Origin of the sequence: Leclercia sp. J807 (assembly GCF_009734465.1) — a bacterium.
Lineage (GTDB): Bacteria > Pseudomonadota > Gammaproteobacteria > Enterobacterales > Enterobacteriaceae > Enterobacter.
The window spans coordinates 1323829-1349669 of the sequence record NZ_CP046446.1 but is presented as its reverse complement, the minus strand read 5'-3'; the positions used below and the strand labels follow the sequence as shown (position 1 = coordinate 1349669).

At 58.2% G+C, this 25841-nt stretch carries 26 protein-coding genes; 11 read left to right on the top strand and 15 right to left on the bottom strand.

The genetic code is table 11. The features are described 5' to 3' along the window. Window positions 1-14 precede the first annotated feature (14 nt). Genes sdhA through sdhC form a run of 3 tightly spaced genes read right to left on the bottom strand, consistent with a single transcriptional unit; the run spans window position 15 to window position 2526 of the window. A complete protein-coding gene (gene sdhA / locus GNG26_RS06245) occupies window positions 15-1781 on the bottom strand; it encodes a succinate dehydrogenase flavoprotein subunit (RefSeq protein ID WP_103178718.1) in 1767 nt (588 codons plus the stop codon). After that, window positions 1781-2128, bottom strand: a complete 348-nt coding sequence (gene sdhD, locus GNG26_RS06240; RefSeq protein WP_103178717.1) for a succinate dehydrogenase membrane anchor subunit — start codon at window positions 2126-2128, stop codon at window positions 1781-1783. Before sdhD ends, sdhA begins: the two co-directional genes overlap by 1 nt. Further along, window positions 2122-2526: a succinate dehydrogenase cytochrome b556 subunit gene (gene sdhC, locus GNG26_RS06235; RefSeq protein ID WP_168194524.1), complete on the bottom strand. Its 405-nt coding sequence runs from the start codon at window positions 2524-2526 to the stop codon at window positions 2122-2124. Before sdhC ends, sdhD begins: the two co-directional genes overlap by 7 nt. 640 nt (window positions 2527-3166) lie before the next feature. On the opposite strand from sdhC, the gene GNG26_RS06230 reads away from it, so the two are divergent. After that, entirely contained in the window at window positions 3167-4453 is a 1287-nt protein-coding gene (locus GNG26_RS06230) for a citrate synthase (protein ID WP_103823560.1), read from the top strand. Window positions 4454-4525: 72 nt separating this feature from the next. On the opposite strand, the gene nei is transcribed toward GNG26_RS06230, so the two are convergent. The 10 genes from nei to GNG26_RS06180 form a co-directional block, all read right to left on the bottom strand. Next, window positions 4526-5317 (bottom strand): endonuclease VIII, encoded by a 792-nt coding sequence (gene nei / locus GNG26_RS06225; protein ID WP_156238109.1) that lies wholly within the window; start codon window positions 5315-5317, stop codon window positions 4526-4528. A 12-nt stretch (window positions 5318-5329) separates the two neighbouring features. Next, the gene (pcp, locus tag GNG26_RS06220) at window positions 5330-5974 is read right to left on the bottom strand and encodes a pyroglutamyl-peptidase I (RefSeq protein ID WP_156238106.1); all 645 of its coding nucleotides are present in this window, start codon (window positions 5972-5974) and stop codon (window positions 5330-5332) included. A gap of 9 nt (window positions 5975-5983) precedes the next feature. Further along, window positions 5984-6979 (bottom strand): DUF979 domain-containing protein, encoded by a 996-nt coding sequence (locus GNG26_RS06215; protein ID WP_114387649.1) that lies wholly within the window; start codon window positions 6977-6979, stop codon window positions 5984-5986. Further along, on the bottom strand, window positions 6976-7686 hold the full coding sequence (locus tag GNG26_RS06210) for a DUF969 domain-containing protein (protein WP_114315604.1): 711 nt from the start codon (window positions 7684-7686) through the stop codon (window positions 6976-6978). Before GNG26_RS06210 ends, GNG26_RS06215 begins: the two co-directional genes overlap by 4 nt. 34 nt (window positions 7687-7720) lie before the next feature. Continuing rightward, a complete protein-coding gene (gene pxpA / locus GNG26_RS06205; RefSeq protein ID WP_156240143.1) occupies window positions 7721-8455 on the bottom strand; it encodes a 5-oxoprolinase subunit PxpA in 735 nt (244 codons plus the stop codon). After that, entirely contained in the window at window positions 8445-9377 is a 933-nt protein-coding gene (gene pxpC, locus GNG26_RS06200) for a 5-oxoprolinase subunit PxpC (protein ID WP_114387650.1), read from the bottom strand. Before pxpC ends, pxpA begins: the two co-directional genes overlap by 11 nt. Next, window positions 9371-10027, bottom strand: a complete 657-nt coding sequence (gene pxpB, locus GNG26_RS06195) for a 5-oxoprolinase subunit PxpB (protein WP_103823566.1) — start codon at window positions 10025-10027, stop codon at window positions 9371-9373. The genes pxpC and pxpB overlap by 7 nt, the downstream gene beginning before the upstream one ends. Before the next feature lie 14 nt (window positions 10028-10041). Beyond that, window positions 10042-10785: a type 2 GTP cyclohydrolase I gene (locus tag GNG26_RS06190; protein ID WP_156238103.1), complete on the bottom strand. Its 744-nt coding sequence runs from the start codon at window positions 10783-10785 to the stop codon at window positions 10042-10044. 10 nt (window positions 10786-10795) lie between these two features. After that, window positions 10796-12208, bottom strand: coding sequence for a deoxyribodipyrimidine photo-lyase (gene phrB, locus GNG26_RS06185; RefSeq protein WP_156238100.1), 1413 nt, complete (start codon window positions 12206-12208; stop codon window positions 10796-10798). A gap of 181 nt (window positions 12209-12389) precedes the next feature. After that, window positions 12390-12596 carry a YbfA family protein gene (locus tag GNG26_RS06180; protein ID WP_103181047.1) on the bottom strand — a complete coding sequence of 69 codons (207 nt, stop codon included), beginning with the start codon at window positions 12594-12596 and terminating at the stop codon, window positions 12390-12392. Between the two features lie 308 nt (window positions 12597-12904). Between GNG26_RS06180 and kdpF the strand changes: the two genes are divergently transcribed. Genes kdpF through kdpE form a run of 6 tightly spaced genes read left to right on the top strand, consistent with a single transcriptional unit; the run spans window position 12905 to window position 20678 of the window. Then, window positions 12905-12994 (top strand): K(+)-transporting ATPase subunit F, encoded by a 90-nt coding sequence (gene kdpF, locus GNG26_RS06175; RefSeq protein WP_103823569.1) that lies wholly within the window; start codon window positions 12905-12907, stop codon window positions 12992-12994. Beyond that, window positions 12994-14673, top strand: coding sequence for a potassium-transporting ATPase subunit KdpA (gene kdpA / locus GNG26_RS06170; RefSeq protein WP_156238097.1), 1680 nt, complete (start codon window positions 12994-12996; stop codon window positions 14671-14673). Before kdpF ends, kdpA begins: the two co-directional genes overlap by 1 nt. Window positions 14674-14691: 18 nt before the next feature. Beyond that, window positions 14692-16740 carry a potassium-transporting ATPase subunit KdpB gene (kdpB, locus tag GNG26_RS06165; protein WP_156238094.1) on the top strand — a complete coding sequence of 683 codons (2049 nt, stop codon included), beginning with the start codon at window positions 14692-14694 and terminating at the stop codon, window positions 16738-16740. Window positions 16741-16752: 12 nt separating this feature from the next. Then, a complete protein-coding gene (gene kdpC, locus GNG26_RS06160; protein ID WP_156238091.1) occupies window positions 16753-17328 on the top strand; it encodes a potassium-transporting ATPase subunit KdpC in 576 nt (191 codons plus the stop codon). Beyond that, the gene (gene kdpD / locus GNG26_RS06155; RefSeq protein ID WP_156238088.1) at window positions 17329-20004 is read left to right on the top strand and encodes a two-component system sensor histidine kinase KdpD; all 2676 of its coding nucleotides are present in this window, start codon (window positions 17329-17331) and stop codon (window positions 20002-20004) included. Next, window positions 20001-20678 carry a two-component system response regulator KdpE gene (gene kdpE, locus GNG26_RS06150; RefSeq protein ID WP_156238085.1) on the top strand — a complete coding sequence of 226 codons (678 nt, stop codon included), beginning with the start codon at window positions 20001-20003 and terminating at the stop codon, window positions 20676-20678. The genes kdpD and kdpE overlap by 4 nt, the downstream gene beginning before the upstream one ends. A gap of 99 nt (window positions 20679-20777) precedes the next feature. Here the strand turns inward: kdpE and pgm are convergent, their stop codons facing one another. Both pgm and seqA read right to left on the bottom strand, forming a co-directional pair. Continuing rightward, window positions 20778-22418: a phosphoglucomutase (alpha-D-glucose-1,6-bisphosphate-dependent) gene (gene pgm / locus GNG26_RS06145; RefSeq protein ID WP_156238083.1), complete on the bottom strand. Its 1641-nt coding sequence runs from the start codon at window positions 22416-22418 to the stop codon at window positions 20778-20780. Between the two features lie 24 nt (window positions 22419-22442). Further along, a complete protein-coding gene (gene seqA / locus GNG26_RS06140; RefSeq protein ID WP_103823576.1) occupies window positions 22443-22985 on the bottom strand; it encodes a replication initiation negative regulator SeqA in 543 nt (180 codons plus the stop codon). 183 nt (window positions 22986-23168) lie between these two features. Between seqA and ybfF the strand changes: the two genes are divergently transcribed. The 4 genes from ybfF to fur all read left to right on the top strand — a co-directional run bounded on the left by ybfF (window position 23169) and on the right by fur (window position 25780). Further along, window positions 23169-23942, top strand: a complete 774-nt coding sequence (ybfF, locus tag GNG26_RS06135; RefSeq protein ID WP_156238081.1) for an esterase — start codon at window positions 23169-23171, stop codon at window positions 23940-23942. A 128-nt stretch (window positions 23943-24070) separates the two neighbouring features. Next, on the top strand, window positions 24071-24358 hold the full coding sequence (gene ybfE, locus GNG26_RS06130) for a LexA regulated protein (RefSeq protein WP_156238079.1): 288 nt from the start codon (window positions 24071-24073) through the stop codon (window positions 24356-24358). Window positions 24359-24513: 155 nt separating this feature from the next. Further along, window positions 24514-25044, top strand: a complete 531-nt coding sequence (gene fldA, locus GNG26_RS06125) for a flavodoxin FldA (protein ID WP_168192007.1) — start codon at window positions 24514-24516, stop codon at window positions 25042-25044. A 289-nt stretch (window positions 25045-25333) separates the two neighbouring features. After that, window positions 25334-25780 (top strand): ferric iron uptake transcriptional regulator, encoded by a 447-nt coding sequence (gene fur / locus GNG26_RS06120; RefSeq protein ID WP_010428651.1) that lies wholly within the window; start codon window positions 25334-25336, stop codon window positions 25778-25780. The last annotated feature ends 61 nt before the right edge of the window (window positions 25781-25841 follow it).

Sequence of the window (25841 nt, the reverse complement as noted above, 5' to 3'; positions counted from 1 at the left end):
GTCCTGTCTCCGCATTAGTAAGTACGAATCTTCGGCGGGAACGCCGGACGCAGTTTCGGTTCCATATTGACGCTGCGTCGCGTCATGGATTCCGTCTCTGGCAGATACAGGGAGTGGCACAGCCAGTTTTCATCATCACGATCCGGGAAGTCGAAGCGGCTATGGGCGCCACGGCTCTCGGTACGGAAGTTTGCAGAGACCGCCGTTGCGTATGCGGTTTCCATCAGGTTATCCAGCTCCAGGCACTCAACGCGCTGGGTGTTGAACTCGCTGGAGGTGTCGTCCAGACGGGCATTTTTCAGACGCTCGCGGATCGCTTTCAGCTGCTCAAGACCTTTGGCCATCGCGTCACCTTCGCGGAATACCGAGAAGTTGTGCTGCATGCACTCCTGCAGCGCTTTACGGATTTCCACCGGATCTTCGCCGTTACGGTTGCCGTTCCAGCGGTTCAGACGCTCCAGCGAGGCTTCAATATTTGCTTCGGTGGCATCACGCAGTGGCCCCTGCTCGGCAATGGACTCCTGCAGATGCAGACCGACCGCACGACCAAACACCACCAGGTCGAGCAGGGAGTTGCCGCCCAGACGGTTGGCGCCGTGTACGGATACGCAGGCAATTTCGCCTACCGCGAACAGGCCAGGGATCACCACATCTTCGCCCTGCTCGTTCACGGTCAGCGCCTGGCCGGTCACTTTGGTCGGAATACCGCCCATCATGTAGTGGCAGGTTGGGATTACCGGGATCGGCTCTTTAACCGGGTCGACGTGAGCGAAGGTACGGGAGAGTTCCAGGATGCCCGGCAGACGGGATTCCAGAACCTCTTTACCCAGATGGTCAAGTTTCAGCTTCGCGTGCGGGCCCCACGGGCCGTCACAGCCGCGGCCTTCACGGATTTCGATCATGATGGAACGCGCCACCACGTCACGACCCGCCAGGTCTTTCGCATTCGGGGCATAACGCTCCATGAAGCGCTCGCCGTGTTTGTTCAGCAGGTAGCCGCCTTCACCACGGCAGCCTTCTGTTACCAGCACGCCTGCACCGGCGATACCGGTTGGGTGGAACTGCCACATCTCCATATCCTGCACCGGCACGCCAGCGCGGATAGCCATACCGACGCCGTCACCGGTGTTGATATGTGCGTTCGTGGTGGACTGATAAATACGGCCTGCGCCGCCGGTCGCCAGCACGGTCGCGCGGGCTTTGAAGTAAACCACTTCACCGGTTTCGATGCACAGCGCGGTACAACCGACGATAGCGCCATCTTCGTTTTTCACCAGATCCAGCGCATACCACTCGGAGAAGATGGTGGTTTTGTTCTTCAGGTTCTGCTGGTACAGGGTATGCAACAGGGCGTGACCAGTACGGTCGGCTGCTGCCGCTGTACGTGCCGCCTGCTCGCCGCCGAAGTTCTTCGACTGGCCGCCAAACGGACGTTGATAGATAGTGCCATTCTCCAGGCGGGAGAAAGGCAGACCCATGTGGTCAAGCTCCAGAATCGCTTCCGGGCCGGTTTTACACATATATTCAATGGCGTCCTGGTCACCGATATAGTCGGAACCTTTCACCGTGTCGTACATATGCCATTCCCAGTTATCATCATGGGTATTACCGAGCGCAACGGTGATGCCACCCTGCGCAGATACGGTATGGGAACGGGTCGGGAACACTTTAGAGAGCAGCGCACAGGTCTGGCCGCTCTGGGAAATTTGCAGCGCCGCGCGCATACCTGCGCCGCCGGCGCCAATCACTACAGCGTCAAATTCTCTGACTGGAAGTTTCATCACACACCCCACACCACAACAAATCCATAAATAACGTAAACCACCAGTGCAACGACAATAGCCAGCTGCAGCGCGAGACGAATCGCCATTGATTTAACGTAGTCGGTCAGTACCTGCCACATGCCAATCCACGCGTGGATCAGAATGGAGAAGAGCGCCAGCAGGGTAAACACTTTGGTAAAAGCAGACCCGAAGAAGCCAGTCCAGATTTCCCAGGTCAGATCGCCGCTGGTGGCAAAGAAACCGATCATGTAGATGATGTAGAGGGTGAGAACGATAGCGGTAGCACGGACCAGAATGAAGTCATGTACGCCGTTGCGTCCTAATGCGGAGGCGTTGCTTACCATACGAGAACTCCTGCGAGAAGTGAAAGCACGACAGTGATAACAAAGGAGATGTTAGCGGTACGTTTGCCGGTTTCGAAGGTCTCTTCCAGATAGCCGACATCCATCAGCATATGGCGGATGCCGCCAACAACGTGATAGGCCAGCGCGGTGAGGATGCCCCACATGATAAATTTCACAAAGAAACCGTTCATGATGTTGGCGGCCTGCTGGAATCCTTCCGGAGACGAGAGGCTGGTACCCAGTAACCATAACAGGATACCCACCGCGACAAACGTGATCACACCGGATACACGATGAAGGATGGACGCTATTGCCGTTACGGGGAATCGGATCGTTTTGAGATCCAGATTGACAGGTCTTTGTTTTTTCACATTTCTTATCATGAATAACGCCCACATGCTCTTCTTATAGTTTCCTTCCTCCGGACTGCGATGCGGGTCAGACAGCGTGCCTTTTATATAACTGTGCGTCATGCAAAACATTGCTTCCAGATGCTCAAATGACACGTTACAACGCTGGTTGGCTCGGGATTGCAGGGTTTTCCGGAGACCTGGCGGCAGTATAGGCCGTTCACAAAATCATTACAATTAACCTACATACAGTTTGTCGGGTTTTCTCTGGAACAGTGATCAGGGTCACGATAACAACATCTTTTTAATTTTTAATCATCTGATTTGACAAATGTTAAACATTATTGTTACAAACATCACCAGAAAAGGCATATAATGCGCAAAAGTTATGAGGTCTCTCTTTCACCTGAGAATAAGTTATGTAACAGTGTGATGGTATTGACCGAAGTTATCAGGACAGTTATTAGTGATATACAGGTTTGAAAAATTCGGACTGAACAAACACTGATTTGCTGTTATTTCTCTGGTTTCTCATTTGTTTACCTGCTAGCGCCATTGCTCTGTACCCTGGTTTCTCCTCGTGAGCTGAGCGGCGAGCCAAATAACAAACTGGTAACAATGATAAATCAGCTGAATGCAAATCCGGTTATGGGCAGTCTTAAGCAATAAGGCGCTAAGGAGACCGTAAATGGCTGATACTAAGGCAAAAATCACCCTAAATGGTGACGCTGCTATTGAACTGGATGTGCTAAAAGGCACGCTCGGTCAGGATGTTATTGATATCCGTAGTCTTGGTTCTAAAGGTATGTTTACCTTTGACCCTGGTTTTACCTCCACCGCATCTTGCGAGTCCAAAATCACCTACATCGACGGTGATGAAGGTATCCTGTTGCACCGCGGTTTCCCCATCGACCAGTTAGCGACTGACTCCAACTATCTGGAAGTGTGCTACATCCTGCTGAACGGCGAAAAGCCGACTCAGGAACAGTACGATGAGTTCAAAACCACCGTCACCCGTCACACAATGATCCATGAGCAGATTACCCGTCTGTTCCACGCCTTCCGTCGCGATTCACACCCAATGGCGGTAATGTGCGGGATCACCGGTGCGCTGGCTGCGTTCTACCATGACTCCCTGGATGTAAATAACCAGCGTCACCGCGATATCGCCGCGTTCCGTCTGCTGTCCAAAATGCCAACCATGGCAGCGATGTGTTACAAATACTCCATCGGACAGCCGTTTGTTTATCCACGCAACGACCTCTCTTACGCCGGTAACTTCCTGCGTATGATGTTCGCCACGCCGTGTGAAGAGTACGAAGTGAACCCGGTTCTGGAACGCGCAATGGATCGTATCCTGATCCTGCACGCTGACCACGAGCAGAACGCATCCACCTCTACCGTACGTACCGCTGGCTCCTCCGGCGCGAACCCGTTCGCCTGTATCGCAGCAGGTATTGCCTCCCTGTGGGGACCGGCACACGGCGGCGCGAACGAAGCGGCACTGAAGATGCTGGAAGAGATCAGCTCCGTTGAGCACATTCCTGAATTCGTCCGTCGTGCGAAGGATAAGAACGACTCCTTCCGTCTGATGGGCTTCGGTCACCGTGTTTACAAAAACTATGACCCGCGCGCAACCGTGATGCGTGAAACCTGCCACGAAGTGCTGAAAGAGCTGGGCACCAAAGATGACCTGCTGCAGGTGGCGATGGAGCTGGAACACATCGCGCTGAACGACCCGTACTTCATCGAGAAGAAACTCTACCCGAACGTCGATTTCTACTCCGGTATCATCCTGAAAGCGATGGGCATTCCATCTTCCATGTTTACCGTTATCTTCGCGATGGCGCGTACCGTGGGCTGGATTGCACACTGGAACGAAATGCACACCGAAGGCATGAAAATTGCCCGTCCTCGTCAGCTCTATACTGGCTACGAGCAGCGTAATTTCGAGTCTGACGTGACTAATCGCTAAAAGCGATGCCCGGCGGCGTTACGCTTGCCGGGCCTAAGCAGGCCGGGTCAGCGTTAGCGCCACCCGGCTTTTTTACATCTGGCACGCAGGACAGCAGTAAAACGGTCTGGAAGAGAGCGTCGTTTTCTCAATCACCCCGCCGCACCGCTCGCACTTTTTCCCCGCCCGATGAAACACCTTAAAGCGGAATAACGCCCCGTGATGCTTCTTGTCATTCACCACCCCGCGGGTGATGTACGACAGACGCGGGATCGCCAGTAGCGCATGCGCCAGCGCGTCGAGCTGTTCTTCGGTGAGCTGTGACGCTTTATGCTGCGGCGCCAGCCCCACCTCCCACAGAATTTCGACCCGCAGATAGTTGCCTAAACCAGCCAGAAACGCCTGGTCCAGCAGCAGCCCGGAAAACTGCCGGTTGCGGAATTTTGCCGACAACAGCCGCGCTTTCACCTCTTCTGCCGTCAGGCGTAAATCGAGCACATCCGGCCCCACCCGTTGCAGGAAGGGATGGGTGGTGAGCTGCTCCGCCGTCAGCATCTCAATATCCGAGGCGCTGTAGAGCAGAATGGTTTTATCCGCGGCCTGTAACTTAACGCGCAGGACCCGCGTGGTCTGCGGCTCCTGGCCGGTCTCGACCACCCGCCAGACGCCATACAGCTGGTTATGGCTGTAGAGCGTCAGCTGGTTAGAAAAGTGAGTGAGCAGCGCTTTACCGCGCGTCTCCAGATGCGTGACCGTCTCACCGATAAGCCGGGATTCAAACGGTTTTAATTGAGGGAAAGCAAACCACACGTCGGTGAGCGGTTTGCCTTTTATCGCCGCCTCCAGGCTATCCGCCGCGCGGCGGATCTCTGGTCCTTCTGGCATGATGACTCCTTGTTAGTGCGTCGCGCCGCCCACCACTTTAATATCCGCCTCCTGACGCAGCGCCACCGTAATGGCGATCTCCAGCGCCTGCTTCACGGTTTGCGTCGCCATGCTCGGGGCACCAGGGTGCGCCGCCGCCTGCTCGGGCAGGTAAGGAATATGGATAAATCCGCCCTTCACCTCCGGGCGGTCGGCCAGCTTGTGCAGCACGCCATACATCACGTGGTTGCAGACGAATGTCCCCGCCGTCTGCGAAACCGAAGCAGGAATGCCTGATTCACGCAGCGCCGCCACTATCGCTTTAATGGGCAGCGTGCTGAACCAGGCCGCCGGGCCGCCCTCAACGATGGCCACATCCACCGGCTGTTGTCCGTGGTTATCCGGGATACGGGCATCATCAACGTTGATCGCCACCCGCTCAACGGTGACATCCACCCGGCCCCCGGCCTGCCCTACCGCCAGTACAACGGAGGGCTGTAGCGCGTCAATGGCCGCGTTCAGCACCGATAACGACTCGCCAAACACGCAGGGCAACTGCCGCGCCACCACGCGGCAGTCGTCAATAATTGCGCCATCAAGCTGCTTTACCACCTCCCATGAGGGGTTAACGGTTTCGCCGCCAAACGGCTCAAAGCCGGTGATTAATACGGTTCGCATCATTTCTCCTTACAGGAACATCAGGAAGTAGAGCAGGAAGACGTTAGCGATCAGCAGCAATACCCCGGTGGGGACCTGCGCTTTAATGACCGCGTTTTTATCGGGTAACTCCAGCAGCGCGGCGGGCACAATATTAAAGTTGGCCGCCATCGGCGTCATCAGGGTGCCACAGTAGCCGGAGAACATGCCAATCGCCGCCATCACCGCCGGGTTGCCGCCGTGTTGCAGCACCAGAATGGGAATACCGATCCCGGCGGTAACAATCGGGAAGGCGGCGAAGGCGTTACCCATTACCATGGTCAGCAACGCCATGCCCACGGCATAGACCGCTACCGCAATAAACCGGCTGTCGACTGCCAGGTACGTCTGGGTGAGGTAAGAGATCCCCTCCCCCACGCCGGCGGCGGTAAACAGCAGGCCAAGGGTCGCCAGGATCTGCGGCAGAATAAAGGCCCAGCCGATGGAGTCGAGCAGACGGCGCGCCTCCTGCAAAGGCTGATGCACTTTCTCATGGGTCATTTTAACCGCCATCGCCAGGCCAATCAGCGAGCCGACGGTCATGGAGAAGAGCGTCACCAGGGTCGAGTGGTTACCCGGCCCGAACAGCGTCTCCTGCAGGCCCGGGATGTGGTTGAACATCAGCACGCCCACCACCGTCACCACCGGAATGGCCAGCGCCGGTAAAAAGAGGCGATTGCCCAGACGTTTCGCGCTGCTCTCACGCTCTTCTGGCGTGCGCTGATGGTAACTCCCCAGCCGCACCCCGCCGAAACCAGCAATCAGCGCCAGCAGCACAACTGCCACACCCACCGCGATATGGACGGTGCGCTTGTCGCCCACCAGATCGTAGGTCCAGTTCCCCAGCAGGAACAGCAGGCCGTAAATGCCCCAGAACAGACCGGTGGTAATACGTCGCGGGTTGGCTTTATCACGAAACGACATCAGCGCCACGATGAGCAGGATCAGGCCTGCCAGCCAGTAGAGATAGCTTTGCTGGAAGTTCATTTTACCTCCCCCTGAACTTTGGCCAGCTCGCGCTCCAGATGCTTATCCAGGCGGTAGAGGCGGGTTGCGTGGATCGCAAAGGCGCAGAGCGCGGTCGGGATCCCCCAGAGGGCAATATGCAGCGGTTCGGTCTGGATCCCGCCGGATTCCAGCATAAAGTTATGCATAAAGATGATGGCACCAAAGGCGACAAAGATATCTTCGCCAAAGAAGAGCCCGACGTTATCGGTGGCTGCCGACATCGCCCGCAGACGATAGCGCACCGCCCCCGGTAGCTCGCCATACTTTTTCTCCGCCGCCCCTTCCGCCATCGGCGCCAGCAGCGGGCGCACCATCTGCGGATGTCCGCCAAGGCTGGTCAGCCCCATCGCCGCCGACGTTTCACGGACGAAGAGATAGACGATCAAAAGCCGTCCGGCCGTAGCGCTGTGGATCTTCGCGATCCACGCCTGGGCCCGTTCTTTCAGGCCGTGGCGCTCCAGCAGACCAATAACCGCCAGCGGGATCAGCAGGATATAAGGCAGGTTACGGGTATTGAGGAACCCTTCCCCCAGTTTTTCCAGAATAGTGGCGATGGGCATTTGCGCCGCCAGGCCGGTGACGATCCCGGCGACAATGACCACCAGCACCGGGTTAAAGCGTAAAAGAAACCCGACCACAATCACCGCGATACCGATGAGTGGCCAGAGGGATAGCGTCTCTGGCATGATGTTTTCCTGTTGTGGTGTTTGCAGGTGTGCGTTATGCACTGATTTTTATATTGTTTTCTTCAAATTCTGTGCGCAGGCGACGGGCAAAGGCCAGCGCGTGTTCTCCGTCACCGTGGATACACACCGTCTGCGCGTGCACGGTTGCCCATTCACCGGTAATACTCTTCACCCGCCCGTGCTGGATCATCTCCAGGGTTTGCGCCAGGGCCTGATCTTCATCGGCAATCAGCGCCCCGGCCTGGGTACGCGGCACCAGGCTGCCATCGGCCTGATATCCGCGATCGGCAAATACCTCTTCCCGGGTGATCAGGCCATAGCGCGTTCCCGCGCGGATCAACTCGCTCCCCGCCAGCCCGACCAGGATCAGATCCGGGTCAACGGTCGAAACAGCGCGGGCGATCGCATCCGCCAGGTCGCGATCTTTTGCCGCCTGGTTATAGAGCATGCCGTGCGGTTTTACGTGACGCAGCTGCCCGCCTTCAGCGCGAACGATCGCCGCCAGAGCACCAATTTGGTAGAGCATCTGGGCGTAGACCGTCTCCGGCGGCAGGGTCATGGCCGTGCGGCCAAAGTTTTCCCGGTCCGGGAAGCTCGGATGCGCCCCGATGGCCACCCCATTTTTTAGCGCCTCGCGCACGCAGGCCAGCATGGTTTCGGCATCGCCGGCATGGAATCCGCAGGCGATATTGGCTGACGACACCAGCTTTAACAGTGCGGCATCGCTGCCGCACCCTTCACCTAAATCTGCATTTAAATCAACCGCGATCATGTAACCTCCACGCCAGCTGTTCGATGTACTGCTTCTGGATGCGCCGCGCCTCCAGCGCCTCTTCCAGCGTACAGGGGACAAAGTGAATAGGTTGTCCGAGCGGGGCCTGCGCCAGATGGTACATATCGGCCTCGATGATGCAGGCGATCCGCGGATAACCCCCGGTGGTCTGGGCATCGTTCATCAGAATGATAGGCTGCCCGTTGTGCGGCACCTGAATCACGCCCGGGAGTAGCCCGTGCGACAGCATCTCCCGATCGGTGGTGCGCGCCAGTTTTTGCCCCTGCAGGCGATAGCCCATACGGTTACTCTGTGGGCTGAGCTGCCAGGGCAGGCGCCAGAGCGCATCCTGGGAGGCCTGATCGAACTCATGGTATTCCGGTCCCGGCAAGGCCCGCACGCGGTTACTCCAAAGAAGCTGTTTCACGCCCTGGGCTTCACGGAATTCGCGTCCACCGGCCCGAACCTGCAGGCGATCGCCATCTTTCAGCAGCCGCCCTTCGTGACCGCCCAGCCCCACCTTCAGATCAGTGCTGAGGGAGTTCATTATCGACGGCACATCAATTCCGCCCGCAATGGCCAGATAGCTGCGCATGCCGCGCCGCGGACGATTAAGGGTGAGTTGCTGCCCGGCTTTCACCGGCAGGCGCCAACCGGTCCAGACCGCGGCCCCGTCAAGCCGGGCATCACAGCCCGCACCGGTCAGGGCAAACCAGCCATCCTGTTCAAATTCGAAGATACATTGCCCCAGGGTGATCTCCAGCGCGGCATCATCCGGGTCATTGCCCACAAGTATATTGCCAATCTGCAAGGCCGGTTTATCCAGCGCGCCGCAGTAGCTGATCCCTGACTGGCGAAAACCGATGCGCCCGCCGTCCTGCACCGAGGTATAGAGCCCTGCCCGAATAATTTTTAACATACCCCCTCCTTCTGCGGGATAAACCGCACGGTATCGCCCGGTCGCAGCAGCACCGGCTCGTCACGAGCGGGATCGAACAGCGGCAGAGAGGTGTGCCCAATCAGCTGCCAGCCTCCGGGTGTGGCTAAGGGATAAATACCGGTCTGCGACCCGCCAATCCCCACCGAGCCTGCCGGCACCTGCAACCGGGGTTCGGCGCGACGCGGCGTAGCCAACTGCTCAGGCAGCCCGCCCAGGTAAGGAAAGCCCGGCTGAAAGCCCAAAAACCAGACCACATAATCCGCGGAGGAATGGAGTTCCACGACCTGTTTCTCGGTCAGCCCCGCGTGCCGCGCCACCTCGCCCAGATCGGGGCCCGCGGCGGTACCGTACACCACGGGGATCTCGATAGCGCGGGAGTCGGGTTCCAGCGCCTCGCTCTCTTCCCACCAGCGCTGCAGACGTTCGATGGCATCCAGCGCCACCGAGTGGGGATTGCGCAGCACCACGGTGATGTTATTCATCCCCGGAATGGCTTCCACCACTTCAGGGATTTCACCCAGTCGCTGGGTCAAGCGCCAGATCCGTTTTTGCGTCGCCAGGGTCACTGGCGGCTCCAGTTCCAGTACCACGGCGGTTTCGCCTAGCAGATAACAACGTGCTCGCTGCACTTAGATACCTCTCATCAGGCTGGATTAGGAATATCGACAAAGGTGACATCCAGGTCGGTGTTTTCTGTCAGCCATTCGCTGAGCGCGCGAATGCCGCCGCGTTCCGTGGCATGGTGACCTGCCGCATAAAAATGCAGCCCCTGCTCGCGGGCGGAGTGAATGGTTTGCTCAGAGACTTCACCGGTGATAAATGCATCGACGCCAAAACGCGCCGCGTTATCAATAAAGCTCTGTCCGCCGCCGGTACACCAGGCGACGCGTTTTACCTCATCCGGCCCGGTATCGCCGCTCCACAGTGGCCGACGTCCCAGCCGCGCTTCGATCCACGAGGCCAGCTCCAGCCCCGGCACCGGCATGGAGAGTTCCCCCCACGGCACCAGCGGCTCGATTTCGCCCATGATGTTAATACCGAGCAGCGCCGCCAGTTGGGCGTTGTTCCCCAGCTCCGGGTGCGCATCCAGCGGCAGGTGCCAGCCATAGAGGTTGATGTCGTTTTCCAGCAAGGTCTTCAGGCGGTTGCGCTTCATGCCGCGGATAACCGGAGATTCCCCCTTCCAGAAATAGCCGTGGTGAACGATAACGGCATCGGCCTTCTGGCGTACCGCTTCATCCAGCAGCGCCTGGCTTGCCGTCACGCCGGTAACAATCTTCTGAATAGTTTCGCGCCCTTCCACCTGCAGGCCATTCGGTGCGTAGTCGCTGAAGCTGGCGCTGTTCAGTTTGTCGTTAATCAGTCGTTCCAGTTCACTGTTTTTCATTATGACTCCCTTATGCTTTACGGGCGGCTTCATACGCGGCCAGCGTGGCAACGCGCGCCTGTTTATGGTCGACAACCGGGCGGGGATACGCGAGGGTGACGCCCTGCTTGTCCGCCCAGATCCAGGGATCGTGGATGGCCTTGTCCGGCACGGTGGCCAGCTCCGGCAGCCAGCGGCGGATAAACACGCCGTCGGAATCAAACTTCTGTCCCTGGGTTGTCGGGTTAAAAATACGAAAATAGGGGGCGGCGTCGGTTCCGGTTGATGCCGCCCACTGCCAGCCGCCGTTATTGGCGGCCAGGTCGCCATCGATCAGCTGTGAAATAAAGTAACGTTCCCCGGCACGCCAGTCGATAAGCAGATCCTTTACCAGAAAGCTGGCGGTGATCATCCGCAGGCGGTTGTGCATCCAGCCGGTTTCATTCAGCTGACGCATGGCTGCATCGACAATCGGATAGCCGGTTTGCCCCTCTTGCCAGGCTTTCAGCTGCACATCGTCAGACTGCCATTCGACGTTATCAGTCCAGCGGATGAATGGCCGATATTTACATAAATCAGGGTGATACGTCATCAGATGACGATAAAACTCCCGCCAGATAAGCTCGTTGAGCCATACCGCCCCCGGCCCCCCCTCCAGCGCCTGGGGTTGCTCGGCCAGCAAGCGGTGCAGGCACTGGCGAGGAGAAAGCACCCCCAGCGCCAGGCAGGCGGAGAGACGGCTGGTGCCTTCGATAGCCGGAAAATCGCGCTGCGCCTCATACTCCCCTGCCCCCTGTTGGCAGAACTGACGCAGACGGGCAATCGCCTCTCTCTCGCTCGACGGAAAGAGGTCGGTATCGAATGGTTGTTGCGGATAATCGAAATCCAGCGCCGACGGGGTCACCTTTTCGCCCTCGCGGGCGGCAGGTGCCGCCGCGCACTCAGGCAGCCCCTCTTTCAGCCGCCGCAACCAGGCATTTTTAAACGGCGTAAAGACCTTGTACATCTTATGATCGCCGGTCATGACGCTACCCGGCGGCAGGATCACGCTGTCATCAAAACCCTGGCAGGTCACGTTCTGCAACGCGCGCTCCAGCTGACGATCGCGCTGCTGCTCGTTCAGTTCGTACTGGTAGTTATAAAAGAGATGGGTGACCTCATGCTCTGCGCAAAGCTGCGCCACTTTTTCGCCCTGGGCGGCAAAATCAGCCACCTGAGCATAGAGCAGCGGAATACCTCTGTCGGCCAGCTGCTGTTGCAGATCGTTGAGATGAGCATGCAGAAAGGCGGCCTGGCGAGGCGCCATGGCGTGCTCATGCCACTGCTGCGGCGTGGCGATGAAAAGCGCCAGCACGCGGGCATGTTTATCGCGGCAGGCGGCGGCAAGCGCAAGGTTATCGTGGATGCGCAGATCGGCGCGAAACCAGACCAGATGGGTGGCCATAACACTCCAGTATTATCGTCTGTAACATCTACAAGTCACCGAGGATACTTTGCTTTAACAAGTGTAGCCATACTGAAATAAAAAAGGCCGCCCAACGGACCGCGAATCCCTGGGGATAAAAAAAACCGCCACATTGCTGTGGCGGTTTTTTTGTTACTGCAATTGCTGTGTGTAGTCTTTCTTAATAAAAATCACAAATGGCTTTTTCAGCCTGATCCATCCACACCGGCTTATCGCTGGTCTTCGCCCATACGCGATGCAGATAGCTATAAAAACGTGCACGATCTTTCCAGAAAAGCATAACTGGTAACGCCAGAACACCCGCTAACACAGCGAAAGTGCGGCGAATAAAAACGATATGTGCCGGATACGCTTTGTAAAATTCCATCATTTTCTCCCCTCTTTCTGGCCGGAAACCTGCTCCGGAAAAGTAAAACTGATTATCTGCTGAAAATAGTAACGCTTTGGCTGTAATTTTACTACTCATCCGACCACTTTTTTGCCCTCAAAAAAGGATCTTTACACTTCATCCCGTAATTTAGTTACATAAAAGTTAAATTAATACTAACCATTAGTTAAATTATGGTCTTAGCCATTTTTATACTTTTTTTACACCTCCCCGTCTGATTTTTGCGAAATCTTTGCGCCGGAAAATTTACCGTTTGCACCATGACTAATGTCACCCGGAGGTGAATTGTGAGTGCAGGTGTAATTGTGGGCATCGCGCTGGTGTTTCTGTTACTGGGGTATCTGATTTATGCCCTGCTTAACGCGGAGGCATTCTGATGGCCGCTCAGGGATTTCTGCTTATCGCCAGCTTTCTGCTGGTGCTGTTCATACTCGCCCGGCCACTGGGGATGTGGCTGGCACGCATGATTAACGGCCTGCCGCTGCCCGGGGTGCAGGCCATTGACGCAGGGATACTGCGCCTGCTCGGGATCCGCGCCGATGAGATGGACTGGCGTCACTACCTGTTTGCTATTCTGCTGTTGAATGGCGTGGGCCTGGTTGTACTTTTCGCCATGCTGATGCTTCAGGGCGCTCTGCCGCTCAATCCGCAGCAGCTCCCGGGGCTCTCCTGGCATCTGGCGCTGAACACCGCAGTGAGCTTTGTCAGCAACACCAACTGGCAGTCCTATGCCGGTGAAACCACCCTGAGCTATTTCAGCCAGATGGCGGGGCTGACGGTGCAAAACTTCCTCTCGGCAGCCAGCGGCATTGCGGTGATCTTCGCCCTGACCCGCGCCTTCTCCCGCCAGAATGTCACTACGCTTGGCAACGCCTGGGTCGATCTGACCCGCATCACCCTGTGGGTGTTGCTGCCGCTATCGCTGGTTATCGCCCTGCTGTTTATGCAGCAGGGCGTATTGCAGAACCTGCTGCCTTATCAGCCCTTCACCTCGCTGGAGGGGGCCAGGCAACTGCTGCCGATGGGGCCGGTCGCCTCCCAGGAAGCGATCAAAATACTGGGCACCAACGGAGGGGGTTTCTTTAATGCCAACTCTGCCCATCCGTTTGAGAATCCGACCGCGCTGACCAACGCCGTGCAGATGCTGGCGATCTTCCTGATCCCCACCGCACTGTGCTTTGCCTTTGGCGAGTCGGTCAGCGAGCGGCGCCAGGGGCATACGATCCTGTGGACCATGTCCGCCATCTTTGTGGTCTGCGCGGCGCTGGTGATGTGGGCGGAGTGGCAGGGTAACAGCCACTTTATGCTGCTCGGCGCGGACAGCAACAGCAACATGGAAGGTAAAGAGAGCCGCTTTGGCATTCTCGCCAGCAGCCTGTATGCGGTGATCACTACCGCCGCCTCCTGCGGAGCGGTCAACGCCATGCATGACTCCTTCACCGCGCTGGGCGGCATGATCCCGATGTGGCTGATGCAGATTGGTGAAGTGGTGTTTGGCGGTGTCGGGTCGGGCCTGTACGGCATGCTGCTGTTTGTGCTGCTGGCGGTCTTTATCGCCGGGCTGATGATTGGCCGCACCCCGGAATATCTGGGTAAGAAAATCGACGTGCGTGAGATGAAACTGACCGCGCTGGCGATCCTCGTCACCCCGGCGCTGGTGCTGCTCGGCACCGCGCTGGCGCTGATGACCGACGCCGGGCGCAGCGGCATCTTTAACCCCGGTATCCACGGCTTCAGCGAGGTGCTGTACGCGGTGTCGTCGGCGGCCAACAACAACGGCAGCGCCTTTGCGGGCCTGAGCGCCAACTCGCCGTTCTGGAACTGCCTGCTGGCGTTCTGCATGTTGGTCGGCCGCTTTGGGGTGATTATTCCGGTCATGGCCATCGCCGGATCGCTGGTGAACAAGACCCGCCAGCCTGTTTCTGGCGGCACGCTGCCTACCCACGGCGCGCTATTTGTCGGCCTGCTGATCGGCACTGTCCTGCTGGTCGGCGCCCTCACCTTTATTCCCGCCCTCGCATTAGGCCCGGTTGCGGAACACCTCTCTTTACGCTGATTTTACGGAGTATTCTTCATGAGTCGTAAGCAACTGGCCCTGCTTGAACCTGCTCTGGTTCGCCAGGCGCTGATGGATGCGATAAAAAAATTAGATCCGCGCGTGCAGTGGCGCAATCCGGTGATGTTTATCGTCTGGCTGGGGAGCCTACTGACCATCCTGCTTGCCCTTACGATGGCGGGCGGATGGCTGTCAGGCAGCGCCACCTTTACCGCGGCGATCAGCCTGTGGCTGTGGTTCACCGTGCTGTTTGCCAACGTCGCCGAAGCGCTGGCGGAAGGACGCAGCAAAGCGCAGGCCAACAGCCTCAAAGGGGTGCAGAAAACCGCATTCGCCCGCAAGCTGCGCGAAGCGAAATATGGTGCGGCCAGCGAAACAGTGCCTGCGGATACGCTGCGCAAAGGCGACATCGTCCTGGTGGAGGCCGGAGACATTATCCCCTGCGACGGGGAGGTGATCGAAGGGGGCGCCTCGGTGGATGAGAGCGCCATCACCGGGGAGTCCGCGCCAGTGATCCGTGAGTCCGGGGGCGATTTTGCCTCGGTCACTGGCGGAACGCGCATTCTTTCCGACTGGCTGGTGATCCAGTGCAGCGTCAATCCGGGCGAAACCTTCCTTGATCGGATGATCGCCATGGTGGAAGGCGCCCAGCGGCGTAAAACCCCAAACGAAATCGCCCTGACCATTCTGCTGGTGGCGCTGACTATCGTCTTCCTGCTGGCGACCGCCACCCTGTGGCCCTTCTCGTCCTATGGCGGGACGGCAGTGAGCGTCACCGTGCTGGTGGCCCTGCTGGTCTGCCTGATCCCGACCACTATCGGCGGCCTGCTGTCGGCCATCGGCGTGGCGGGCATGAGCCGGATGCTGGCGGCCAACGTCATCGCCACCAGCGGTCGGGCGGTCGAGGCGGCTGGCGACGTCGACGTGCTGCTGCTGGATAAAACCGGCACCATCACCCTGGGCAACCGTCAGGCCTCCGAATTTCTGCCCGCCCCGGGCGTGGACGAACAAACGCTGGCCGATGCCGCCCAGCTCGCCTCGCTGGCGGATGAAACCCCGGAAGGCCGAAGCATCGTGATCCTCGCCAAACAGCGCTTCAACCTGCGCCAGCGCGACGTGCAGAGCCTGCACGCCACCTTTGTGCCCTTTACGGCGCAAACGCGGATGAGCGGGATTAACATTCAGGACCGGCTGATACGCAAGGGCTCGGTGGACGCCATTCGCCGCCATATCGCCGCCAACAATGGCCAGTTCCCGCCGCAGGTCGATACCCTGGTGGAGAACGTCGCACGTCAGGGGGCCACGCCGCTGGTGGTGGCGGAAGGGGCGACCGTACTGGGGGTGATCGCCCTGAAGGACATCGTTAAAGGCGGCATCAAGGAGCGTTTTGCCCAGCTGCGCAAAATGGGCATCAAAACGGTGATGATCACCGGGGATAACCGTCTGACCGCTGCCGCCATTGCCGCCGAAGCGGGGGTGGATGATTTTCTCTCCGAAGCGACGCCGGAGGCCAAACTGGCGCTGATCCGCCAGTACCAGGGAGAAGGACGGCTGGTAGCCATGACCGGTGACGGCACCAACGACGCCCCGGCCCTCGCCCAGGCAGATGTCGCAGTGGCAATGAACTCCGGCACCCAGGCGGCAAAAGAGGCGGGTAATATGGTCGACCTCGACTCCAACCCGACCAAGCTGATTGAAGTGGTGCATATCGGTAAACAGATGCTGATGACCCGGGGCTCGCTGACTACCTTCAGTATCGCCAACGACGTGGCGAAATATTTCGCCATTATTCCGGCGGCGTTTGCGGCAACTTATCCGCAGCTCAACGCCCTGAACGTGATGCAACTGCACTCCCCCGCCTCGGCCATCCTGAGTGCGGTGATCTTCAACGCGCTGATCATTATCTTTCTCATCCCGCTGGCGCTGAAAGGGGTGAGCTACAAGCCGCTCACCGCCGCTGCCATGCTGCGTCGCAATCTGTGGGTTTATGGTCTGGGTGGGCTGGTAGTGCCCTTTATCGGCATTAAAGCCATCGACCTGGTGCTAACCCTGTTCGGGCTGGTTTAAGAGGAAAATCAAATGGCTATGTTACGTCCCGCTATACTGTTGTTTATTCTGCTGGCCCTGATGACCGGCGGCGTCTACCCGCTGGTGACCACCGCGCTGGGTCAGTGGTGGTTTACCGACCAGGCGAACGGATCGCTTATCTACCAGCAGGGGGAGATCCGCGGTTCCCGGCTGATTGGACAGAACTTTACCGCGGCGGGTTACTTTCACGGGCGTCCTTCCGCTACGGCTGAGAGCCCGTATAATCCCATGGCCTCGGGCGGCAGCAATCTGGCGGGCAGCAATCCTGAGCTGGATGACGCCGTTCGCGCCCGCGTGGCGGCTCTGCGTGCAGCCAACCCGCAGGCGAGCCCGGCAGTGCCGGTTGAACTGGTGACCGCCTCAGGCAGCGGGCTGGACTACAGCCTGACGCCGCAGGCCGTCGCCTGGCAGATCCCACGGGTGGCGCTGGCGCGTCAGCTCAGCACCGAACAGCTCAGCCAGTTGGTGGCCGCCCATACGCAAAAGCCATTATTCAGCGCGATGGGCAATCCAGTGGTCAATATTGTTGAATTGAATCTGGCGCTGGACGCGCTAAGGAAAGAGTAAATGATTGACGAGCCTCTGCGCCCGGACCCGGACAAACTGCTGGAGCAGGCTGCCACTCCCCATCGCGGTAAGCTGAAAATTTTCTTCGGCGCCTGCGCGGGCGTCGGCAAGACCTTCGCCATGCTCAGTGAAGCCCAGCGTCTGCGCGCCCAGGGGCTTGATATTCTGATCGGCGTGGTGGAGACCCACGGTCGTCAGGAGACCGCGGCGTTGCTGGCCGGGCTGGCAACCCAGCCGCCCCGGCGCATTCATCATCGCGGGCGTCTGGTAACGGAATTCGATCTCGACGCTGCCCTCGCCCGCCGTCCGGCGCTGATCCTGATGGACGAGCTGGCGCACACCAATGCCCCAGGCTCGCGCCATCCCAAACGCTGGCAGGATGTCGAGGAGCTGCTGGACGCCGGAATTGATGTTTTCACTACCGTCAACGTCCAGCATCTGGAGAGCCTCAACGACGTGGTCAGCGGCGTGACCGGTATTCAGGTGCGGGAGACCGTCCCGGATCCCTTCTTCGACGCGGCGGACGAGGTGGTGCTGGTGGATCTTCCCCCGGACGATCTGCGCCAGCGTCTTCATGAGGGCAAAGTCTATATCGCCGGGCAGGCAGAGCGGGCAATTGAGCACTTCTTCCGTAAAGGCAATTTGATCGCCCTGCGCGAGCTGGCTCTGCGCCGCACCGCCGACCGGGTGGACGATCAGATGCGGGCCTGGCGCGACCGTCAGGGCGAGGAGAAAGTGTGGCATACCCGCGATGCAATCCTGCTCTGCATCGGTCACGGCAGCGGCAACGAGAAGCTGGTGCGCACCGCCGCGCGTCTGGCCGCGAAGTTCGGCAGCGTCTGGCACGCCGTCTACGTGGAGACGCCGCAGCTGCACCGTCTGCCGGAGAACCAGCGCCGCGCCATTCTTGGTGCCCTGCGTCTGGCGCAGGAACTGGGGGCCGAAACCGCCACCCTGGCCGAGCAGGCGGAAGAGAAAGCCATCCTGCGCTACGCCCGGGAGCATAACCTCGGCAAAATTGTTATCGGCCGACGTTCCCGTCGCCGCGGGTTCAGCCGGGAGAGCTTTGCCGACAAGCTGGCACAGCGCGCCCCCGACCTCGATCTGCTGATCGTCGCGCTGGACGACAAACCGGCCGCCCTGCCCGCCAGAACCCCGGACAACCGGGCATTCAGCGACAAATGGCGGATCCAGCTGCGCGGCTGTCTGGTGGCGGTGCTGCTCTGCGCGCTGATCACCTTTGTCGCCAGCCAATGGTTACCCGGCTTCGATGCCGCCAACCTGGTGATGATCTACCTGCTGGGGGTGGTGCTCGTATCCCTGTTTTATGGCCGCTGGCCTTCGGTGCTGGCGACGGTGATCAACGTCATCAGCTTCGATCTCTTTTTTATCGCCCCGCGCGGCACCCTGGCGGTGTCGGACGTGCAGTACGTCCTCACCTTCGCCGTGATGCTGGCAGTAGGTTTGCTTATCGGTAACCTGACGGCGGGGGTGCGCTATCAGGCGCGGATCGCCCGTTACCGCGAGCAGCGCACCCGCCATCTGTATGAGATGTCGAAGGCGCTGGCGGTGGGCCGTACGGCGCAGGATATCGTCCAGACCAGCCAGCAGTTTATCCACTCCACTTTTAACGCCCGCAGCCTGATCCTGCTCCCGGATCGCGAAGGCAAACTGTGTCCGCTCACCCCGGTCTCGGGGATGACCCCGTGGGATGAGGCCATTGTCCGCTGGAGCTTTGATAAAGGCCAGCCTGCGGGAGCGGGCACCGACACGCTCCCGGGTGTGCCCTATCAGATCCTGCCGTTGCAGCGTCAGGGGGTGGTGATTGTCGAGCCGGCTAACCTGCGCCAGCTGATGATCCCCGAGCAGCAGCGGCTGCTGGAGACCTTTACCCTGCTGGTGGCGAGCGCGCTGGAGCGGCTGGCGCTCACCGCCAGCGAAGAACAGGCGCGACTAGCCAGCGAGCGGGAGAGCATTCGTAACTCGCTGCTGGCCGCCCTCTCCCACGATCTGCGCACGCCGCTGACGGTGCTGTTCGGCCAGTCGGAGATCCTGACCCTCGACCTGGCGGCAGAAGACTCCCGCCACGCTATCCAGGCCAGCGAGATCCGCCAGCACGTGCTGAACACCACCCGGCTGGTGAACAACCTGCTGGATATGGCGCGGATCCAGTCCGGCGGCTTTAACCTGAAAAAAGAGTGGCTGACGCTGGAAGAGGTGATCGGCAGCGCCTTAAAAACGCTGGAGCTGGGGCTGGGTGGTCGGCATATCGCGCTCGCGATGTCCGATCCCCTGGCGTTGATCCACGTTGACGGCCCGCTGTTCGAGCGGGTGCTGATTAATCTGCTGGAGAATGCCGCGAAATATGCGGGCAGCAAAGCGCAAATCGGCATTGACGCCAGCGTCACCCCCGAGCAGCTGCAGATGGAGGTGTGGGACTCCGGCCCGGGCATTCCGGCGGGTCAGGAGGAGGCTATCTTTGATAAGTTTGCCCGCGGGAATAAGGAGTCCGCCATTCCCGGCGTCGGGCTGGGGCTGGCGATCTGCCAGGCGATTGTTGAGGTGCACGGCGGCACCATTACCGCCCATAATCGCCCCGAAGGCGGGGCCGGGTTTTGTGTTACACTGCCGCTTGATGCCCCACCCGAGCTGAATGAACTTCCAGAGGATTTGTGATTAACGTCCTGATTGTTGAAGATGAACTCGCCATCAGTCGTTTTCTGCGTGCCGCGCTGGAAGGTGAAGGGCTGCGCGTACACGATGCCGGGACGCTGCAACGAGGCCTGATAGAAGCCGCCACCCGCAAGCCGGACCTGGTAATCCTCGATTTGGGCCTGCCGGACGGCGACGGCCTCGACTTTATCCGCGAAGTGCGCCAGTGGAGCCAGATGCCGATCATTGTTCTCTCGGCGCGTCTGGAGGAGACCGACAAAATTGCCGCACTCGATGCCGGTGCCGATGATTATCTCAGCAAGCCGTTTGGTATTGGCGAACTGCAGGCGCGTCTGCGCGTCGCCCTTCGCCGCCACGCGACCATCGCCCCCGTCGACCCGGTGTATACCTTTTCAGATATTCGTGTCGATCTGGCCTCGCGGCGTATTCAGCGCGGTGAGGCTGAAATCCACCTGACCCCCATCGAGTTTCGCCTGCTGGCGGTGTTGCTCAACAATCACGGTAAAGTGCTCACCCAGCGCCAGCTGTTAAGTCAGGTCTGGGGACCGAATGCGGTGGAGCATAGTCACTACCTGCGCATCTATATGGGGCACCTTCGCCAGAAACTCGAAGCGGATCCCGCACGCCCACAGCACCTGTTAACCGAAACAGGGATTGGCTACCGCTTTATGCTTTGAGCATAAAAAAGCCCGGTGGCGCTAGCGCCTACCGGGCCTATAAGATCGAAGCCGTTGTAGGCCGGGCAAACGCAGTGCCGCCCGGCGCACAAACCGCAGTTATGCGTTTTTCAGCACTTCGCTGACAATCTCTACCGCTTCTTTCTCAATCTGCTGGCGGTGTTCCGCACCGAGGAAGCTTTCGCAGTAAATCTTGTACGCATCTTCCGTACCGGATGGACGCGCCGCGAACCAGCCGTTCTCGGTCATCACCTTCAGACCACCGATTGAGGCACCGTTGCCCGGGGCCGCCGTCAGACGGGCGGTGATCGGGTCGCCTGCCAGGGTGCTGGCACTGACCATGTCAGGTGAGAGCTTAGAGAGCGCCGCTTTCTGAGCGGAGGTGGCTGAGGCCTGCAGACGGTTGTAGCTCGGCGCACCGAAACGGGCGGCCAGCTCATCGTAGTGCTCCTGCGGGTTCTTACCGGTGACAGCAGTGATCTCCGCCGCCAGCAGGCACATGATGATACCGTCTTTGTCGGTAGACCACGGCGTACCGTCGAAGCGCAGGAAGGAAGCGCCCGCGCTCTCTTCGCCGCCAAAGCCGAAGCTGCCGTCGAACAGTCCGTCAACAAACCACTTAAAGCCCACCGGTACTTCCACCAGCTTACGGTCCAGGTCGTTAACCACACGGTCGATCATTGCGGAGGAGACGAGAGTTTTACCCACGGCAACCTCTGCACCCCACTGTGGACGATGCTGGAACAGGTAGTTGATCGCCACCGCCAGATAGTGGTTTGGATTCATCAGGCCCGCAGGGGTGACGATACCGTGACGGTCGTAATCCGGGTCGTTGGCAAATGCGAGGTCGAACTTGTCGCGCAGCGCCAGCAGGCCAGCCATCGCACACTCGGATGAGCAGTCCATACGGATTGCGCCGTCTTTGTCGAGGTGCATAAAGCGGAAGGTCTGATCGACATGATCGTTAACGATGGTCAGATCCAGCTTGTAGTACTCCGCAATACGCTTCCAGTACTCAATACCGGAACCGCCCAGCGGGTCGACGCCCAGCTTCAGACCCGCTTTCTGGATCGCCGCCATGTCGACGATATCTGCCAGTCCTTCCACGAAGGGCTGCACCAGATCCTGCTCTTTCACGTGGCCGGAGGCCATCGCCTCGTCCAGAGAGATGCGCTTCACGCCTTTCAGGCCATCGGCCAGCAGCGCGTTGGCGCGATCTTCCACCACTTTGGTGACGTTGGTGTCAGCCGGGCCGCCGTTGGGTGGGTTGTATTTGATACCGCCATCTTCCGGCGGGTTGTGGGACGGCGTGATCACAATGCCGTCAGCCTGCGCGCCGCCCTTCTGGTTATGCACCAGGATGGCGTTAGAAACGGCAGGGGTCGGCGTATAGCCGTTGTTTTCCTGAATGATGACATCCACGCCGTTGGCCGCCAGCACTTCCAGTACGGAGATAAACGCTGGCTCTGACAGAGCGTGTGTATCCTTACCCACGTAACACGGACCGGTGACGCCGTTTTTGGCACGCTCTTCCGCGATGGCCTGAGCAATGGCCAGAATATGCGGCTCGTTAAAGCTATGGCGTACCGCACTGCCGCGGTGCCCGGATGTACCAAACTTAACTGCGTGTTCTGCGTTGCCCACTTCCGGCTTCAGCACGTAATACTGTGCGGTAAGCTGGGCGACGTTAATCAAATCGCTCTGTTGTGCAGGTTGACCCGCACGATTGTGATTTGCCATTGCCTGGTCCTTCTGATGCAAGGGTTAGATAGTACCGCAAACCTTATCAATCAATTCCACCGGGAACTGCATCGACTGCATGATGTGTTCGATCATGCTGCGTTTACGTCCGGTATTGGTATTGGTGATCACCCAGTACGGTGTACCAGGGAGGTGCTTGGGTTTAGTTTGATTGCCATTCTGTAACAGCGTTTGCTCGTCACCCGCGAAGTAGACACGCGTGCGACCATGCAGTGACTCCGTCGCATCGGCAAACGCGTTGTTATCCAGTGAATAGAGTGTAGTCAGCACTAGCATAAAGCGGTTAACTGCTTTCTTCTGCTCAGCGTATTCGTCAGAAAGCAGCAGTTCGCGCATCGCACGCACTTTGTCTTTTACCTGCGTCAGCGGCTTTTCCTGGGCGACGGCAACGGGCTGGCGCGTCTCTTTGAGGGCCGGAGCGGCAGACTGCGAGGCGGCGGCCATTTTGAGCATGCGCCGTAAAATGTCGGACGCGCTCTCACCGATATGCCGCGTCTGGCTGGCGATATACTGATAGAGTTCGTCATCAACTTCGATTGTTTTCATCTTAATCCAGTGCGATATCTTATCTGAATACAAGTCGTTGGGAGTATAAGGTCAAAACCCAACAGCGGATAGCGTCAAGCCAGAATGGCGGCAAAAGTCAGAATTAACTGTTTCCTTGCAGCCGGGCGGCAGAATGGTCAACATGATACCCTAACCTGACATACGTAAAAAAAGAACTTTGCCATGAAATTGAATACCCGAGCGCAATCTGCACAATCGCCGCACAATAATTCTCCCATCGTCCTGGTGCATGGTCTGTTTGGTAGTCTGGATAATCTTGGCGTACTGGCACGGGATCTGGTGCAGGATCACGCGCTGCTGCAGGTGGACATGCGCAACCACGGCCTGTCGCCGCGCTCGCCGCAAATGACCTACGCCGATATGGCCCAGGATCTGCTGGATACTCTGAATGAGCATAATATTGAAAAGGCGATCCTGATTGGTCACTCCATGGGTGGCAAAACGGTGATGGCGCTGACGGCGCTTGCGCCGGAGCGCATTGCGGGCCTGGTGGTGATCGACGTGGCGCCGGTGGATTACGACGTGCGCCGCCATGATGAGATCTTCGCCGCTATCAACGCCGTCACGGACGCTGGCGTCAGTACCCGCCAGCAGGCCGCGGCGGTCATGCGCGAACATCTGGATGAAGAAGGCGTGGTGCAGTTTCTGCTAAAATCCTTCGTCGACGGCGAGTGGCGCTTTAACGTGCCGGTGCTCTGGGATCAATATGACCAGATCGTCGGCTGGCAGCCGGTACCGGCGTGGCCGCATCCGACGCTGTTTATTACCGGCGGCAACTCCCCGTACGTGACCGAAGCGTATCGCGATGCGCTGCTGGCGCAATTCCCCCAGGCGCGTGCGCATGTCATTGCCGGGGCCGGACACTGGGTACATGCCGAAAAACCGGACGCGGTGCTGCGCGCTATCCGCCGCTACCTCGCTGACACGTCAAATTGATTAAAAAGAGAGCGACTGGTCGCCTGCGGGCCTCCAGTCGTTGGCGTGCCGTTTTCGGTGATGTATGATGGCGCGCTTATCGCCCGGGCATTAGCAGGGTGTCTTGTTTCCCCCGAAGTCTCAAAATCATGGCCAAAGAACACACGGACCGCACGACATTAGATCTGTTCGCGAATGAGCGTCGCCCGGGACGACCGAAAACCAATCCGCTTTCGCGTGATGAACAGCTGCGCATCAATAAGCGCAATCAGCTTAAACGCGATAAAAGCCGCGGGCTTAAACGCGTCGAGCTGAAACTGAACGCTGACGCCGTCGATGCGCTGAACGAGCTGGCGAATGCCCGTGATATCAGCCGCAGTGAGCTGATTGAAGAGATGCTGATTTCGCAGCTCGAGAAATGGCACGGCAAAGCGTAAGTCAGAAAACTCCCCTTCTTGTTGCTTTCATGTAGCACAGAGTGCAGTCCTGGGTGATTGCAGTTTCCGCAGGCTTCTCTGTTCTGCTATGATTGCCCTTATCCGTGGCTAAATTGCGCCACCATACCATTAAGTTTCAAGAGGTTATTTTACTCATGGCAATCATCGGCATTTTTTTTGGCAGCGACACGGGTAATACCGAAAATATCGCAAAAAACATTCAAAAACAGCTAGGTAAAGACGTTGCCGATGTGCATGACATTGCGAAAAGCAGCAAAGAAGATATCGAAGGTTACGATATTCTGCTGCTGGGCATCCCTACCTGGTACTACGGTGAAGCGCAGTGCGACTGGGACGACTTCTTCCCGTCTCTGGAAGAGATCGATTTCAACGGCAAACTGGTAGCCCTGTTCGGCTGTGGCGATCAGGAAGATTACGCAGAGTACTTCTGCGACGCTCTCGGCACCATCCGCGACATCATTGAGCCGCGCGGCGCCGTGATCGTTGGTCACTGGCCAACTGCTGGATACCACTTCGAAGCCTCAAAAGGTCTGGCCGATGATAATCACTTCGTGGGCCTCGCCATCGACGAAGATCGCCAGCCTGAACTGACCGCTGAGCGCGTAGAGAAATGGGTTAAGCAGGTTCGCGAAGAGCTGCATCTCGACGATATCCTCAACGCCTGAAATGCTGCGGCGCAACGTTAAAGTTGCGCCGCATTGATAGGTAATATCAATCAAAATAATTGCTACAAATTTTTAACTTTTCCTGCCATACCTGTACAATGATCCAGGTTCAAACGGGTCACCCTGTAACAAGTTTGTTGGCGGTACCACGTTTTTATAAGCATACTTTACTTGAGACTTGCAGTTTTCATTAGGTCATGGCAGTTCTATAATGAGACGCATTTCCCAGGTGCATTTTCTGTCACTTCTTCTTTAGAAGTGAATCGTTTAGCAACAGGACAGATTCCGCATGACTGACAACAACACCGCATTAAAGAAGGCCGGACTGAAAGTCACGCTTCCACGGTTAAAAATCCTGGAAGTGCTTCAGGGTCCGGATAACCATCATGTCAGTGCGGAAGACTTATACAAGCGTCTGATCGACATGGGCGAAGAGATTGGTCTGGCGACCGTTTACCGTGTACTGAACCAGTTCGACGATGCAGGCATCGTGACGCGTCACAATTTTGAAGGCGGTAAATCCGTATTTGAACTGACGCAGCAGCATCACCACGATCACCTGATTTGCCTGGATTGCGGCAAAGTGATCGAATTCAGCGACGACTCTATCGAATCACGTCAGCGTGAAATTGCCGCACGTCACGGCATTCGTCTGACCAACCACAGTCTCTACCTGTATGGCCACTGTGCCGAAGGCGACTGCCGCGAAGATGACCACGCGCACGACGCGAAATAATTCATCCGCATACTCTGAGCCAACCTGACGGTTGGCTTTTTTTTGCCTGTCATTATGTAAA

Coding starts and splice junctions, on each gene's coding strand:
- kdpB (WP_156238094.1), top strand. CDS start 14,692: ATGAGTCGTAAGCAACTGGCCCTGCTTGAACCTGCTCTGGTTCGCCAG.
- ybfE (WP_156238079.1), top strand. CDS start 24,071: ATGGCCAAAGAACACACGGACCGCACGACATTAGATCTGTTCGCGAAT.
- nei (WP_156238109.1), bottom strand. CDS start 5,317: ATGCCAGAAGGACCAGAGATCCGCCGCGCGGCGGATAGCCTGGAGGCG.
- pcp (WP_156238106.1), bottom strand. CDS start 5,974: ATGCGAACCGTATTAATCACCGGCTTTGAGCCGTTTGGCGGCGAAACC.
- sdhD (WP_103178717.1), bottom strand. CDS start 2,128: ATGGTAAGCAACGCCTCCGCATTAGGACGCAACGGCGTACATGACTTC.
- GNG26_RS06215 (WP_114387649.1), bottom strand. CDS start 6,979: ATGAACTTCCAGCAAAGCTATCTCTACTGGCTGGCAGGCCTGATCCTG.
- pgm (WP_156238083.1), bottom strand. CDS start 22,418: ATGGCAAATCACAATCGTGCGGGTCAACCTGCACAACAGAGCGATTTG.
- GNG26_RS06230 (WP_103823560.1), top strand. CDS start 3,167: ATGGCTGATACTAAGGCAAAAATCACCCTAAATGGTGACGCTGCTATT.
- pxpC (WP_114387650.1), bottom strand. CDS start 9,377: ATGTTAAAAATTATTCGGGCAGGGCTCTATACCTCGGTGCAGGACGGC.
- GNG26_RS06210 (WP_114315604.1), bottom strand. CDS start 7,686: ATGCCAGAGACGCTATCCCTCTGGCCACTCATCGGTATCGCGGTGATT.
- GNG26_RS06180 (WP_103181047.1), bottom strand. CDS start 12,596: ATGGAATTTTACAAAGCGTATCCGGCACATATCGTTTTTATTCGCCGC.
- sdhC (WP_168194524.1), bottom strand. CDS start 2,526: ATGTGGGCGTTATTCATGATAAGAAATGTGAAAAAACAAAGACCTGTC.
- GNG26_RS06190 (WP_156238103.1), bottom strand. CDS start 10,785: ATGAAAAACAGTGAACTGGAACGACTGATTAACGACAAACTGAACAGC.
- fur (WP_010428651.1), top strand. CDS start 25,334: ATGACTGACAACAACACCGCATTAAAGAAGGCCGGACTGAAAGTCACG.
- kdpA (WP_156238097.1), top strand. CDS start 12,994: ATGGCCGCTCAGGGATTTCTGCTTATCGCCAGCTTTCTGCTGGTGCTG.
- seqA (WP_103823576.1), bottom strand. CDS start 22,985: ATGAAAACAATCGAAGTTGATGACGAACTCTATCAGTATATCGCCAGC.
- kdpC (WP_156238091.1), top strand. CDS start 16,753: ATGGCTATGTTACGTCCCGCTATACTGTTGTTTATTCTGCTGGCCCTG.
- fldA (WP_168192007.1), top strand. CDS start 24,514: ATGGCAATCATCGGCATTTTTTTTGGCAGCGACACGGGTAATACCGAA.
- sdhA (WP_103178718.1), bottom strand. CDS start 1,781: ATGAAACTTCCAGTCAGAGAATTTGACGCTGTAGTGATTGGCGCCGGC.
- ybfF (WP_156238081.1), top strand. CDS start 23,169: ATGAAATTGAATACCCGAGCGCAATCTGCACAATCGCCGCACAATAAT.
- phrB (WP_156238100.1), bottom strand. CDS start 12,208: ATGGCCACCCATCTGGTCTGGTTTCGCGCCGATCTGCGCATCCACGAT.
- kdpD (WP_156238088.1), top strand. CDS start 17,329: ATGATTGACGAGCCTCTGCGCCCGGACCCGGACAAACTGCTGGAGCAG.